Origin of the sequence: Micromonospora sp. CPCC 205539 (assembly GCF_036906815.1) — a bacterium.
GTDB lineage: Bacteria > Actinomycetota > Actinomycetes > Mycobacteriales > Micromonosporaceae > Micromonospora.
In genome coordinates this window covers 15,002-27,451 of sequence record NZ_JBAKHW010000013.1, presented here as the reverse complement: position 1 = coordinate 27,451, position 12,450 = coordinate 15,002, and the positions used below count along the sequence as shown (strand labels likewise).

The following is a 12,450-nucleotide window of genomic DNA, read 5'->3' as shown; positions in this document are numbered from 1 at the left end:
AGCACTAGTTGAACTTGCCCGCGACGGCATGCTCCAAAGAGCTCACCCTGCCCGTTTCCAGCAGTTCCTTCAACCTGCGCAGATTCGCCGGCACCTCGCCGGCGGGAGGCTTACCCATTAGCGAGAGGATTCGATGCCCTAGCCTTCCCAGCGGCGTCCGCATCACCTCGCGTACCTCGGTTTCGCCGACCGTTGGACCCTTGGTGAAGTGGACCTCCCAGTGGGTCCGAAGCCCAGGCAGGGAGCGTGTTTCGTATCCGATGACCTCGTTCGTACGCTCCTCGGTCACCCTCATCGTCGAGGTGAGCCGAACGCCTAGCGGGCCCTGTATCGTCCAGCGTGACACCGCAGGGCCGACCTGTTCGACGGCCATGACGTCGCCCAGAAACCGGGGCAGGTTGCCGAAGTCGCGGTAGAAGGCGAACACTTCCCGCACCGGGCGGCAGATCGTCACTCGCGCTTCGACCGCCTCCGGTGTTCGCGGTCGCCGTGTTGTTCCCCGCATCGCCGTCTCCGATCCGGTCGGCACATCGTGAAAGCTGCCGCTTGACGCGACTCGTGTACCCGCTGGCGCTGCCGCCATGCCGGCGGGTTGCAGAGGCGTTGAGCAGGCGATCGCGCCGAGCGGCCGTCGGATCAGATCGGGTGCTGCGACGACGACCGGGCGGGCCGCCGGGGGAGTGGGTGACAGCCAATGGTTGGGCTCGCGAAAGCCTGGCCGGCGGCGGCGACGTTTCGCCCCTCGCGAGTACGCCAGCGTGCACATCAACACCGACACAGCTGGCGCTAGGAAACGGCCCTGTTCTTGACGGCCATGCGGTGGCCGCTGGGCAGGACCGCCCAGCCGCGGCCGCGCGGCTGGGCTTCAGTGAAACCGTCTATCGTCGATGATGCCGGCCCGGGGGTCGTTGATATCTACCACGGGTCCACCCAACAGTCACCCTTAGCGGTCGGTGTTGGCCGCCAGCCGCTTCACGCCCACCCGACCCGCCTTCGAGCGTGGCGTCGCCAACCGCGCGACGTCACAACAACGTAGGTCAGCGGAGGCCCTGGCGAACCCGTGCGGACGGTGGCCTGTTGGGTGACCCCGCTACGGTCGAGGCTCAACTCATTGAAACCCCCCCCAGCACCACCATCCGGGCGACGCCGCCCACGACCGCGGTCGCAACCGCCCACCCGCCATCTGGCCGGTCGGCCTGCCCCGCCCGTCGGCGCCCCCCACCGCGAGCATCACCCTCGCGCCTTCGCGCACCCCTACGCGGGCTCTGCCCGTGTGCCCCGCTGACCACGTCGCGGTCAAACCCTTACCCCTGCCGGGGCGTCGACATCGGCGTGCCCAGCGCCTTCGCGCGTCACCACACCTGGAGGAGGAGAACCGTGCCTCATCCGTCCCTGACGATCGTGTGCCTGCCCCACGGCACCCCCACCCATCAACTGGCCACCACGGCCGCCCATCGCCTCGCGGCCACGCCATTGACCAACCTCGGCAGCGCCGGGCACTTCACCGTCACCACTCGCCTGCACCGCGGGAGCCTGCTACAGCCCTGGCGGGACACCGCCGCCGGTGGACCAGTCCGGCTCCTGAACCTCAACGCCATGCGGGCCGCCGCCCACCGGGCCTCCTGGCACCGTTGGCACATCTGGAACCAGGTTGTTGAGGGCACCCGGCCTGCCCAGCCCTACTGGACCTTCCTCGAACGGCACCGCGCCGACCCGGCCCGGTACCCGATCGCCAAGGCCCGGCAGCACTATCTCGCTCAACCGCGCGTCGCGGCCATGCTCACCTACAACGCGCTGCCCACCAGGATCACGGATGTGCCCACCAGTCACCTGGAGGCATTCCAGGTCGGCGCGAACGGCTACGCCTCCCACGGCTGGCTCAGCGCCATCGCCGGCAACCGTTTCCTCTGCCTCGACGGCACCTTCCTGGTCAACGCCAACGACCAGTACGCCGCCCAGGTGCGGTACCTGACCGACGTCAACAGGCGCGTCGACGCGCTCAACCCGCGCGACATCCTGGTTGCCCTCTGTACCGGGTGACCCCGTGCCCGCCCGCGCACGCCATCCGGGCGACTCGGTTCGCCTGTCGGCGTCTGCGGGATGGCGATCCATACCCCGGAGGGAGACCCCCGTCATGCATGTCGCACTGTCGGAGACGGCCAGGCGCTGGACTCCGATCGTCATCACGGCGCTCATCCCGTCTGTTGTGCTCTCCCTGTTGCTCACTGGTCACGCGGTGGTGGCGGGTTGGCTCGCCGCGTGGGGCATGGCCGTGCAAGCGATCCTCCTGGCCGTTCAGGGTGACCGCGCAGTGGGCGCCGTATACCGCATCGCCGAATTGGAGGCGGACCTGGCGGTTGCGTACCGGGACCCGGTCACCGGGCTTGCGGTGCGCCGGGTCGCCGAACGGCACATCGTCAACAATGCCGGCAGCGACCTGACCGTCGCCCTCATCGACGTCGACGGTATGCACGACATCAACACCGCCTACACCCACGACGGCGGCGACCGGTACCTCGCCGAGCTCGCCGACCGGCTTATTCACGCCGCCGAACCCGGCGACCTGGTTGCCCGCCTCGGCGGCGACGAGTTCCTCGTCGTCACCCGGCGGGATCCGCAGGCCCTGGCCGGGTCCCTCACCGCCGCTCTGGCGCCGCCGGTCACGATCGGCGGCAGCACGACGCCGATGCGCGTCAGCATCGGCATCTGCCGTACGCCCGGTGGTGATCCCCACGTCGCCCTCGGCCAGGCCGACCGGGCCATGTACACGGCGAAGCGGTCCGGCACCGGGATCGAACGCTACGACCCCGTCCGCGACGACACGCCGCCCTCGCCGGGTGTGCGCCCGACGGCACGGCACCGCGACCTGCGCGCCGCCCGACATGGCACCGCCAACTCCTGACCCACCTGGGGCGCAGCCGTTCTGCTGTGCCCGGGCTCTGTCCGCTCTCCGAATTCATTGGCCGATTCGGCTGACAGGAGCTGCGGGCCGGGTCGGTGCGCGCCTCCTGCTGCCCTGCACTACAGGAGGTGCATTCCATGCCATCCGCGACTGACGCGGCACGGCGCACCATGACCGTTCTCGACACCGGCGCCCTTCATGCTGCGGCGGTGATCGCCCGGTGCCGTGGATGCGGCACCGAAACCGTCGACGGGTCGCCGTGCGACTGTGTGACGTGCCGCCGCTGCCACGGCGTGGTTGCCGAGGACGAGACCACCGACACCGTCCGCGGATCCATCATCTGCGACCGGTGTCTCGACGAGTGCTATTGGCAGTGCGGCCGGTGCGACGGCTGGAACCGCGACGGCGCCGACTGCGGCAACGGCTGCTGCAGCGCCGACTGCGACTCCTCATCGTGCCGCGACGACGCCGACGACCGTGGTGGGCTCGTCGAGGACTACGGCTACAAGCCGTCTCCGATCTTCCACGGCGTCGGGCCGCTGTACCTCGGACCCGAGATTGAGGTCGACACGCCACCGGATCGGGACTGGGAATGCGCCGAGGTCGCCGCCGCGCACCTCGACGATCTGGGTTACCTGAAAAACGACAGCACCATCGGCGGGGGCTTCGAGATCGTGGCCCATCCGATGTCGTATGCCTGGGCGCTGGAGCACTTTCCGTGGCGGATGCTCGACGCCCTGCGGGAGCGGGGCTGCGAGGCCACCTGCCAGACCGGCATGCACGTCCACGTCTCGCGGGCCGCGTTCGTTTCGCCGGCGCACGTGTACCGGTGGATGAAGTTCATCTACCGCAACGAACGGCAGGTCACCCGGCTGGCGCGCCGGTCCTCACCGCAGTGGGCCGCGTTCACCAGCGGCGACCGCCGCGCGGTGAAGGACTACGCCAAAGGCGCCCGGAGTCAGCGGTACCGGGCGATCAACACCGGTAACGCCGACACGTTCGAGCTGCGGATCTTCGCCAGCTCACTGGACCCGCGGCAGGTCAAAGCCGCGTTCGGGTTCGCCGCCGCGTCGGTCGAGTACACCGCGCACCTGAGCGTCCGGGAGATCGCCTGCGCCGGCGGCTGGAGTTGGCCGGCGTTCGTGCGATGGCTCGCCGAGCGGCCCGTGTATGCGCCGTTGAGCGAGCAGTTGGAGGTTCTGGCGTGTGCCTGCTGACGTTCTGCCCTGCCACGGTGATGCCTGACCTGACCGCGCTGCTGCACGGCGCTGACGCCAACCCGCACGGGCACGGCTTCGCCATCGTCACGGGTTCACGGATCGTCGTCGAGCACGGCATGGACGGCCCGTCGGTGATCGAGGCGTTTGCGGCGGCCCGCCGCGAGTATCCGGACGGACCGGCGCTGTTTCATTCCCGGCTCACCACTCACGGCGCCACCAGCCTGGACAACTGCCATCCGTTCCCGGTCGGGGGTGATCCCCGCACGGTGTTGGCGCACAACGGGGTGCTGCCGCGTCGCGTCCAGCCGGGCCGGGGTGACACCCGCTCGGACACGCGGATCGCGGTGGAGGACTTCCTGCCCCGGTTCGGGTCGCTGCATCTGCGTCGCAACCGCCGGCGGTTCGCGCGGTGGATGACCGTGACCAACGCGGTGGTGGTGCTGAGCGTCGACCGCCGTTTCCCGCAGCGCGCCTACCTGCTCAACGAGGAGTCGGGCATCTGGGACGGCGGCCGGTGGTACTCCAACGACAGCTACCTGCCGTTCCCGCTCGCCTGGGCGGACGGGGACGACGGGTGGTCGCGCTGGGGACGGCCGATCGACGCGGACGACCAGTGCGGGACGTGCGGGGCGGTAGCGGACCTGGGCGAGACGGTCTGCCGGTACTGCGGGTGCTGCGTCGACTGCGGCGACCTGCCCCAGGACTGCTCCTGCTCCACCCCGGCAGCCCTCGACGAGCGGTTCGCCACCCGCCGGCAGGCCGGCTGACCCGCCTCCGGCAGTCACCGCCCGCACGGCCTTGCCGGACACCGGGCGGTACTGCCGTCCGCTGAGGGGATCGCGCCGCCACGTCGCGCGCTGCCCGGCACCACCGCGGCGCACCGCGTGTGTCCGGTTCACCGGCCGATGCCCGGCCTGATCACACATCACCTCACGCCCCGGGCACGGCACCGCCGCCATGCCCGGGCTTTTCCCATCCCTCGATACAGGAGCCCGGCATGACTGATCTGTTCGCGTCTCCCTTCCTGCCCACAGCGGTACTGCATGTGGGGCAGGCCGTGCACGTCAACGCCCGCGCCACCTGGCTACCGGCCACCGTCACCTCCCTCGCACCTGCGCGCGTCGGCGTCGACTACCGCCTCGCCCCGGCGGCGGGTCGCCGCCGCGTCGACGTGGTCGCCCCGTGGGTGGTGCGGCCCGCCGACGGGGTGCGCCTGCGCCCGGTGCGGGAGCTGCGCTCCGGCGACGACGTGCTCGCCTTCGACGGCACCACCCGCACCGTCGCCGCCGTCCGGCCCCGCCGTGACTACTGGTGGGTCATCTCCCACGCCGACGGCGCCCACGTCGTCGTACCGCCGAGCGCTGTCCTGCGCCTGACCGACCCGACCCCGACGGTCAGCGTCCACGGCATCCCGCTGTGAACACCTGCCGTCACGAAGGAGAGAACACATGATGGGTAACCGCGCGGTGGTCACCCTCACCGACCGGCACGGGAACAGCCGCTCGTTCTGGGCCGGCTGGGGCAGCCCCGAGTACCAGATCCCGCACCTGGCTGACTTCGTTGCCTGGGCCGACGGGCATCAACGGCCGCTGACCGTGGACAGCTGGCTCGCCCACGCCGACACGTTCCCCGGCACCCTGCCGCGGCTGGAGGTCACCGGCACCGCACCCGCCGACGACACCTACATCGGTGACCTCGACTACCGCTACCAGCTGGTGCTGCACGACGACTCGCACGCGGTATGGCTGCGCGTGCACCAGCTGCGCGCAGCGACCGGGGAGCCGCAGCCGCGGCTGGTCGCCGAGCTGACCCACGCCACCCTCTACGGGGAGGCGGCGCGGCTGTGCGAGCTGATGGCCGACCGCGCCCAGCAGTGGGCCGACCGGCACGGCGGCACCCCGCTACCGGGTAACGACCCCGACGGGTGGCGGCGCCGCGGCGCAGGCTTCCTCGAGATCCACCAGTCGACGCCGGTGGTCGCGATCGCCGCGAACCTCGACGCCCGCCTCGTCGCGGCGAGCTTCGACGCGCCGCACCCGGCGATCCACGTCGCCGGGGTGTGGGTCCTCGCCTACGTCGACGCCGGCGGCGTGCTGCAGCTGGCCGCCTATCTGCAGGACGCGGCCGGGTGGCTGCGCCGACCCGACGGCACCGTGCCGCTGCGGGTCACCGTCGACGGCGAACCCGTCGTCGACGCCTAACCACCACCCCCGCATCCGCGTCGCGGAGGGCCCGCTGACGGCGGGCTCGACAGGCGCACACCGTCCGTTCCTGGCCGACGCCCGGCCATCACGTGTCGCCGGGCAGGGCCAGACGGCCATGCCCGGCGACCCCACCTATAAGGGGAGTCCCGCATGGCGCATACCGCGTTCACGTTCATCGTGGTCGCCGAGGACGGCACCAGCCACGAACACCACACCCGGCAGCGCACCGGCGCCGTCGACGCCCTGCTGCGCCGCGCGGTCGGCGGACCGCCGGCACCGATCCCGCTCGACACCGCACACCTGGCCGCCTGGTGCCACGTCGGCGGACCGACGGTGGGCCGCCGCCCCAACCCCGTCGCCCGTCTGCTCATCGCCCGCCTCGGCGGCGCCCAGCTGCCGCTGGCCGGACCGATCGCCGTCACCGGTGTCCGGGACGGCGCCGCCGGCAGCCTCACCAGCGGCCAGGTCGACGCGGTGCTTGCCGCTCTCACCCACTGCCGCTGACGCCCCGACCGGCGGCCCTCGAGTCGCCGGCCCACCTTTCACCGCTTTGTCACGGAGGACCCACCTGTGATCACACCCCGCCCGCTTCGGCTCACCAGCCGCGACGACATCATCGTCGCGGTGCCCTACCTCGTCGGTTTCCACCCCACCGACAGCCTGGTCTGCATCGCCCTGGACGACCGGCGGATCCGGTTCGTCGCCCGAATCGACCTGCCCGAGCCGTCCGAGCTCGACGACTTCGCGGAACCGGCCGCGCACACCGCCACCCTGTTGGCGCAGTACGCGTCGGCGGTGATCCTCGTCGGCTACGGCCCGGACGACCGCGTCGCACCGGCGAGCGCCGTCCTGCGGACCGCGCTGCAGGCGATCGACGTCGATGTGCCCGAGGTGCTGCGCGTCGACGGCAACCACTACTGGTGCCTGTGCGGCGGCCCGGACTGCGCCGACGGCGTGGCGTATGACCCGTCCGCCAGCAGTGTCCCGGCGGAGGCCGTCTACCTCGGGATCGCGCCGCTGCCGAACCGGGCCGCACTGCAGCAGCTGATCACGCCGGTAACCGGGCCGGGTCGCGCGTCGATGCGCGCCGCGACCGACACCGCGCTGCGTCGCCTCGCCGACCTGCTCGCCGACGGCCGGACGGCCGCCGACGGGCAGCCGCCGTCAACCCCGCCCGAGCAGGTCCTGCACGACGGCATCACGGCGGTGGACCGCGCCTACGAGTGCGCCGTCCGCGGGGACATCCTGTCCGACGACGACGTGGCGTGGCTGACCGCCGTGCTGATGGTCCCCGAGGTCCGCGACCATGCCTGGATCACCGGCGACGGCAGCGACGAGCAGCGGCGGCTGTGGATCGACGTGACCCGACGGGCGATACCAGGATTGGGCGCCGCCCCGGCCTGCCTGCTCGCCATCACCGCCTACCTGGGTGGCGACGGCGCGATGGCGCGCATCGCCGTCGAACGGTCACTCGACGCCGACGCGGACTACCGGCTCGCGCACCTGCTCGGCCAGGCCCTACAGGCCGGCGTGCCGCCGCACGTCTGGCAGGCCGCCATCACCAGCGACTAACACCCCGTCCGCCGCCCGCCCCGGGCGTCGCCGGCATCCCCCGCGAACCCCGCGTACGGGGTTCGCGCACCCCGTGAGGGTGAGGGCAGCCGGTGACACCCCGGCTGCCCTCACCACGTCCTCAACCCCCTGTGTGGGATTGGAGGTGTGGGCATCCATGTCTACCTTCGCGCAGATCACCGCCGTCGTCGCGGCGCTGACGATCACCGCCGCCGTCACCTACTACCTGACCCGGCGCCGTACCGCCGGCCGCTACCGCACGGCCATCGACGCCGCCGTGCGCGCCGCTCACCGCGACGACCTGACCGGCCTGGGTAACCGCGCCGGCTTCCACGCGGCGCTGGCCGCCGCCGTCACGCGCCGCCGCCCGGCCGCCGTGATCCTGATCAACCTCGACGGCACCCGGACGTTCGTGGGGCGTCTCGGTAACCGCGCCCTCGACCAACTCCTCGTCCTCACCGCCGGCCGCCTGCGCCACGTCGCGTCCGCCGCCGGCGGCGCGGTGTTCCGGATGCGCCGGGCCGAGTTCGCCGTCATCCTCGAGCATCCCGGCGACGCCGCCGGCCACGCCGCGCGTCTGGTCGCTGCCGTCGCCGAGCCGACCGACCTGCGCATCACCCGGCACCCCATCACGGTCACGGTCACCGCGTGCGCTGGTGTCGCCGTCTTCACGCCCCACGAGGATCCTGATCAGCGGCGGGCACTTATTCGCGCCGACCGCGCGATGCGCGCGGCGAAGCGAACGGGCCGCGGACACACCGCGGTGTTCGACCCGGTGACGATGCGGGGTCACGGCGGCGCACCTGCCTCGGACGCCGGCAGCGGGGAGGCGTGATGCAGACCCGCAGGTTGATCATCTGCCGGGTGGGGGAGCGGCCGACGGCGGCGCCACCCGGTCTGGATGTGTATGGGCTGATCGACTGGGACGACGCGCCGATCCTCATCGTCGGCCGCAGCGCCGACGCGGTCACCCGCGAAGCCATCCGGATCTTCGCCAATACCCTCGCCGAGACCGGTGGCCTGGCCGAGGACGACCCGGACTTCACGCGCCGGCATCCGCTGCCGGACCCCGACGGCCCGATCGCCGTCATCGGCAGCTGGCTGACCCTGCTGCGCCGGGCGACGGCCATCCCCTGGTTCGCGATCCTCGACGACGAGGTGGTGATCGCCCGATGACCGACCCTCCCCTCGCCGGGCTGACGCTGCCCTCTGTCACCGATCAGCCTGTTCCCCTGGCCGACCTGCCGATCGGTGCGCACCGGGTCAGGGTGTGGGCGGACCGGCCCGCACGCGGGTTGACCAGGATCATGCTGGTCGATGATGCCGGCCGCGGCTGCGGCGACGCCGTCCTGCGGGGCGACACCCTCACGGTCACGCTGCCCGCCGAGTGGAGCGCCGCCGAGCGCGTCGCCGCCGCAGGCGTGATCGCGCACCTGGTCTATCAGGTTCCCGCGGGCGCGTAGGACGTCAGCCGCCCGCGGCGCCGCGACGTCGTGCGGTGGCACCACCGGCGACCCGCGGCCGAGCTCCTTGCCTGGGTGTAGCGACATAGCCGCTGAGGGGCGACGGCCCCGACAACCGTCAGCCCGGCGGGCCTCCCGGTGCCGATTCGTGCATCACTCAGTACCGCCTGCGTTGCGGACCATCGGCCGTCCGCGTCGACGTCGGCGTCATCGCAGCGCTCCCGCAGGTCCCTGACTCGCAGGGGCGGCGGCTTCACCTCGTGCCTACGGGCAGGTTGGGGCCGCAGCGGGTCCCAACCTGTCCGCCGCCACGAGGCGGGGATAGGAGGCCACCCTGATGGCCACGCACCACCCCCTGGCCAGCAAGGCCAGGGCCAACGGCGCCGCGAAGCGCCACGCCACCGCCACACCCGAGGAACCCCGCCGCGGCGACGGCGAGCGCGGGGAGCTGCTGGCGAAGATCAAAGCCGACTTCGACGCGCGGCTGGCGCGGCTGGCGGCCGACCCGGCGCAGTGGGTCGAGTTCATCGACCACGTCGCCGCGTTCGGCGCCCGTTACAGCCTCGGCAACCAGATCCTGCTGCTGGTCCAAGCAGAAGAACGGGGCATCGTCCCACGCTACTTCCTGCCGTTTGGCAAAAGAGACGGCTCGACCGGGTGGAAGGCCCACCAGCGGCACGTGCGCGCCGGTGAGACCGCGTTCAGGATCTGGGCGCCGATCAAGCGCCGGCCGACCGAGGAGCAGGCCGCTGCCTGGGAGGCCGCCGGCCGCACCGTGAGGCGGGAGCCGTCCGGTCGCCCGGCGGTCCAGGTGGTGGGCTTCGGCCTGGCCAACACCTTCGAGGTGTCGCAGACCGACGGGGAGCCGTTCGACCCGCCGACCGTGCTCGTGCGCCGGCGCAGTCACCAGCGTGCGCACCACCCGCAGCTCCTCGCCGGCGACGACCCGACCGGCGTCTACGACGACCTCGTCCGCCTCATTACCGACGAGGGCTACGGCTACGCGCTCGTCGCACCGCACACCGGCTATCTGAACGGCGCGAACGGCGTCACCGTCCGCGGCCGGGGCGTCCAGGTCGTGCAGGTCCGCGATGACGTCGACCCGGCGCAGCGCACCAAGACGACCCTGCACGAGTTGGCGCACATCCGCTGTGGACACCTCGACGCCCCGGTGTCCAGCGCCGCCCTGCACCGGGGCCGCGACGAAACCGAAGCCGAGAGCGTCGCGCACATCGTGTTACGGGCTCTGGGCATGGACAGCGCGGCCTACTCCGACGCCTACGTGTTCGCCTGGGCCAACGGGGACATGGACCTGGTCAAGGAGTGCGCCGCAACGGTGCTGCGGGTGGCCCAGCAGATCCTGGCCGACCTCACCCCCGCCGACCGCGACGACACCGCCGACCCGACCCCGGCCGGACCCGACGAACCGGACCCGCCCGCCCTCGCGGGATCGGCGGCGCTCGGACGGGAGGCAGCCTGATGGACACCATCGACGATGAGCGCACCGCGCGGGCCACGCTCGGCTGGCTGTGTGAGCCCGGTGACGCCGGGCTGCGGCAGCTCCTGGCGCAGCACACGCCGACCGACGTGGTCGACTTGCTGTCCCGGCAGGCAGGGCCGTTCGTCCCCCGGTCCGAGATCCGGCACCTGCCCACGGCCCGACGGTGGGGCGAGGCGGCTGCCGCGGTGAAGCAGGCCCAGCGCGGCGGCGGCCGAGTGGTCATCCCCGCCGACGCGGACTGGCCCACGGGCTTGCGGGACGCGGGCGGGGGACAGCCGGTGTGTCTGTGGGCGCGCGGGCCGGCCCCGATCCCACGGCCGGCGGCCTCGGTCACCATCGTCGGGTCGCGGGCCAGCAGCAGCTACGGCAACCACGTCGCCGCTGACCTCGCCGCTGACCTGGCCACCCACGAGTGGACGGTGGTGTCCTCCGGTGGGCTCGGGATCGACGGCGCCGTGCTGCGGGCGGCGCTGGCCGTCGGCGGTCGTGCGGTCGCGGTCCTGCCGGGCGGCCTTGACCGACTCCACCCGCACCAGCATCGGGCGCTGCTGGAACGCCTCGCCGAGGCCGGTCTGCTGCTGAGCGCCCAACCCCCGGGAGCCCACCCGACCCGGGCGCGGATGGCGGCGCAGCAGACCCTGCTGGCGGCGCTGACGGCGGGCACCGTCGTGGTGGAGGCGTCGCCGCGCAGCTCGGCGCTGCACACCATCCGGCAGGCCCTCGACCGGGGCCGCGTCGGCCTGGTCGTGCCCGGTCCGGTGACGTCCGCGCTGTCGACCGGCTGCCTCGAGCTGTGGCGCACCGACCCTCGGGTCCGGCCGGTCGGCTGCGCCGCGCACATCATGGCCGACCTCGCCCCGCAACCGGGGGTCACACCGCAGGGGGGTGACGCCGGTGACGGTCACGCCTGACATCCCGGTGCATCTGGTCGACCGGCCTCGCGCCGGGGGTCTCGTCGTCCCGTGGATCACCCCGGCCACCGCCGGCGGGGGACTGTACCTGTTCGGCACGATCGACGGCCTCAGTCAGTACCGGTGTGTGACCCGCCGCCTGTGCCAGGTCTGCGGTCGACGGCTGGGCGAGCGGGCGGTGCTGTTCGCCCGAGAATCCGACCTGCTCCATCAGTGCGCGGCGGAGCCGGCGGTCTGCCCGCCGTGCGCGGCGTACAGCCGCCGGGCCTGCCCCATGCTCGCCGGCCGGCGGCACCAGTACCGGGCCGGAAACCACCCGGCCCTGGCGGGCACCCCGATGACCGCCAGTCAGGTGCTGCGTCAGGCCGCGCCCGCGGAGCCCTGGTACGCGGTGTGGATCCGCGACTACGACGTCGTCGACCACCCGGCGCAGCCGGGCACCCTCGCCGCGTCGTGGCAGCGGATCCCGCCGCGGCGCATCCGGCCTCTTCCGGCCACCGCGTAACAGCACCACCGCACGCCGCCGCACGGGGCGTGCGCCCTCCGGCACCAGCGGCGCCTGCGCGGCCACGACGGCGTGACCCGCGCGGTCGCACGGCCGGCCCAGGCCCACCGCTGACGGCACCGCCCCGCCGCGGCCGGTCGGCCAGGTCGCGGCGCGCCGAGGTGCCCCGCCG

At 72.6% G+C, this 12,450-nt stretch carries 15 protein-coding genes; 14 read left to right on the top strand and 1 reads right to left on the bottom strand.

Features of this window, described 5'->3' with window-relative positions; genetic code table 11:
• Positions 1 to 4 precede the first annotated feature (4 nt).
• Entirely contained in the window at positions 5 to 505 is a 501-nt protein-coding gene (locus V6V47_RS13710) for an SRPBCC family protein (RefSeq protein WP_334628703.1), read from the bottom strand.
• An 872-nt stretch (positions 506 to 1,377) separates the two neighbouring features.
• On the opposite strand from V6V47_RS13710, the gene V6V47_RS13705 reads away from it, so the two are divergent.
• From V6V47_RS13705 to V6V47_RS13640, 14 genes are all read left to right on the top strand, one after another.
• Positions 1,378 to 2,040: a hypothetical protein gene (locus tag V6V47_RS13705; protein ID WP_334628566.1), complete on the top strand. Its 663-nt coding sequence runs from the start codon at positions 1,378 to 1,380 to the stop codon at positions 2,038 to 2,040.
• A 94-nt stretch (positions 2,041 to 2,134) separates the two neighbouring features.
• A complete protein-coding gene (locus V6V47_RS13700; protein ID WP_334628565.1) occupies positions 2,135 to 2,902 on the top strand; it encodes a GGDEF domain-containing protein in 768 nt (255 codons plus the stop codon).
• Between the two features lie 137 nt (positions 2,903 to 3,039).
• Positions 3,040 to 4,119, top strand: a complete 1,080-nt coding sequence (locus V6V47_RS13695) for a hypothetical protein (RefSeq protein WP_334628564.1) — start codon at positions 3,040 to 3,042, stop codon at positions 4,117 to 4,119.
• The gene (locus tag V6V47_RS13690) at positions 4,107 to 4,889 is read left to right on the top strand and encodes a hypothetical protein (RefSeq protein WP_334628563.1); all 783 of its coding nucleotides are present in this window, start codon (positions 4,107 to 4,109) and stop codon (positions 4,887 to 4,889) included. The genes V6V47_RS13695 and V6V47_RS13690 overlap by 13 nt, the downstream gene beginning before the upstream one ends.
• A gap of 230 nt (positions 4,890 to 5,119) precedes the next feature.
• Entirely contained in the window at positions 5,120 to 5,542 is a 423-nt protein-coding gene (locus V6V47_RS13685) for a hypothetical protein (RefSeq protein ID WP_334628562.1), read from the top strand.
• Positions 5,543 to 5,570: 28 nt separating this feature from the next.
• Positions 5,571 to 6,323: a hypothetical protein gene (locus tag V6V47_RS13680; protein WP_334628561.1), complete on the top strand. Its 753-nt coding sequence runs from the start codon at positions 5,571 to 5,573 to the stop codon at positions 6,321 to 6,323.
• A 153-nt stretch (positions 6,324 to 6,476) separates the two neighbouring features.
• Positions 6,477 to 6,830: a hypothetical protein gene (locus V6V47_RS13675; protein WP_334628560.1), complete on the top strand. Its 354-nt coding sequence runs from the start codon at positions 6,477 to 6,479 to the stop codon at positions 6,828 to 6,830.
• Positions 6,831 to 6,896: 66 nt separating this feature from the next.
• Positions 6,897 to 7,898, top strand: a complete 1,002-nt coding sequence (locus tag V6V47_RS13670) for a DUF4192 domain-containing protein (protein WP_334628559.1) — start codon at positions 6,897 to 6,899, stop codon at positions 7,896 to 7,898.
• Positions 7,899 to 8,055: 157 nt separating this feature from the next.
• Complete coding sequence (locus tag V6V47_RS13665) at positions 8,056 to 8,733, top strand: GGDEF domain-containing protein (protein ID WP_334628558.1); 678 nt, start codon at positions 8,056 to 8,058, stop codon at positions 8,731 to 8,733.
• Positions 8,733 to 9,074 carry a hypothetical protein gene (locus V6V47_RS13660; protein ID WP_334628557.1) on the top strand — a complete coding sequence of 114 codons (342 nt, stop codon included), beginning with the start codon at positions 8,733 to 8,735 and terminating at the stop codon, positions 9,072 to 9,074. The genes V6V47_RS13665 and V6V47_RS13660 overlap by 1 nt, the downstream gene beginning before the upstream one ends.
• Positions 9,071 to 9,361, top strand: a complete 291-nt coding sequence (locus V6V47_RS13655) for a hypothetical protein (protein WP_334628556.1) — start codon at positions 9,071 to 9,073, stop codon at positions 9,359 to 9,361. Before V6V47_RS13660 ends, V6V47_RS13655 begins: the two co-directional genes overlap by 4 nt.
• A 337-nt stretch (positions 9,362 to 9,698) precedes the next feature.
• Entirely contained in the window at positions 9,699 to 10,841 is a 1,143-nt protein-coding gene (locus tag V6V47_RS13650; RefSeq protein WP_334628555.1) for an ArdC family protein, read from the top strand.
• Positions 10,841 to 11,773: a DNA-processing protein DprA gene (locus tag V6V47_RS13645; protein WP_334628554.1), complete on the top strand. Its 933-nt coding sequence runs from the start codon at positions 10,841 to 10,843 to the stop codon at positions 11,771 to 11,773. The genes V6V47_RS13650 and V6V47_RS13645 overlap by 1 nt, the downstream gene beginning before the upstream one ends.
• Positions 11,757 to 12,278 (top strand): hypothetical protein, encoded by a 522-nt coding sequence (locus V6V47_RS13640; RefSeq protein ID WP_334628553.1) that lies wholly within the window; start codon positions 11,757 to 11,759, stop codon positions 12,276 to 12,278. The genes V6V47_RS13645 and V6V47_RS13640 overlap by 17 nt, the downstream gene beginning before the upstream one ends.
• Positions 12,279 to 12,450: the final 172 nt, after the last annotated feature.

What these genes read in the sequence shown, in the direction of transcription:
- V6V47_RS13710 (WP_334628703.1), bottom strand. Translation starts at nt 505, where the DNA reads ATGCGGGGAACAACACGGCGACCGCGAACACCGGAGGCGGTCGAAGCG.
- V6V47_RS13700 (WP_334628565.1), top strand. Translation starts at nt 2,135, where the DNA reads ATGCATGTCGCACTGTCGGAGACGGCCAGGCGCTGGACTCCGATCGTC.
- V6V47_RS13695 (WP_334628564.1), top strand. Translation starts at nt 3,040, where the DNA reads ATGCCATCCGCGACTGACGCGGCACGGCGCACCATGACCGTTCTCGAC.
- V6V47_RS13685 (WP_334628562.1), top strand. Translation starts at nt 5,120, where the DNA reads ATGACTGATCTGTTCGCGTCTCCCTTCCTGCCCACAGCGGTACTGCAT.
- V6V47_RS13680 (WP_334628561.1), top strand. Translation starts at nt 5,571, where the DNA reads ATGATGGGTAACCGCGCGGTGGTCACCCTCACCGACCGGCACGGGAAC.
- V6V47_RS13675 (WP_334628560.1), top strand. Translation starts at nt 6,477, where the DNA reads ATGGCGCATACCGCGTTCACGTTCATCGTGGTCGCCGAGGACGGCACC.
- V6V47_RS13665 (WP_334628558.1), top strand. Translation starts at nt 8,056, where the DNA reads ATGTCTACCTTCGCGCAGATCACCGCCGTCGTCGCGGCGCTGACGATC.
- V6V47_RS13660 (WP_334628557.1), top strand. Translation starts at nt 8,733, where the DNA reads ATGCAGACCCGCAGGTTGATCATCTGCCGGGTGGGGGAGCGGCCGACG.
- V6V47_RS13655 (WP_334628556.1), top strand. Translation starts at nt 9,071, where the DNA reads ATGACCGACCCTCCCCTCGCCGGGCTGACGCTGCCCTCTGTCACCGAT.
- V6V47_RS13650 (WP_334628555.1), top strand. Translation starts at nt 9,699, where the DNA reads ATGGCCACGCACCACCCCCTGGCCAGCAAGGCCAGGGCCAACGGCGCC.
- V6V47_RS13645 (WP_334628554.1), top strand. Translation starts at nt 10,841, where the DNA reads ATGGACACCATCGACGATGAGCGCACCGCGCGGGCCACGCTCGGCTGG.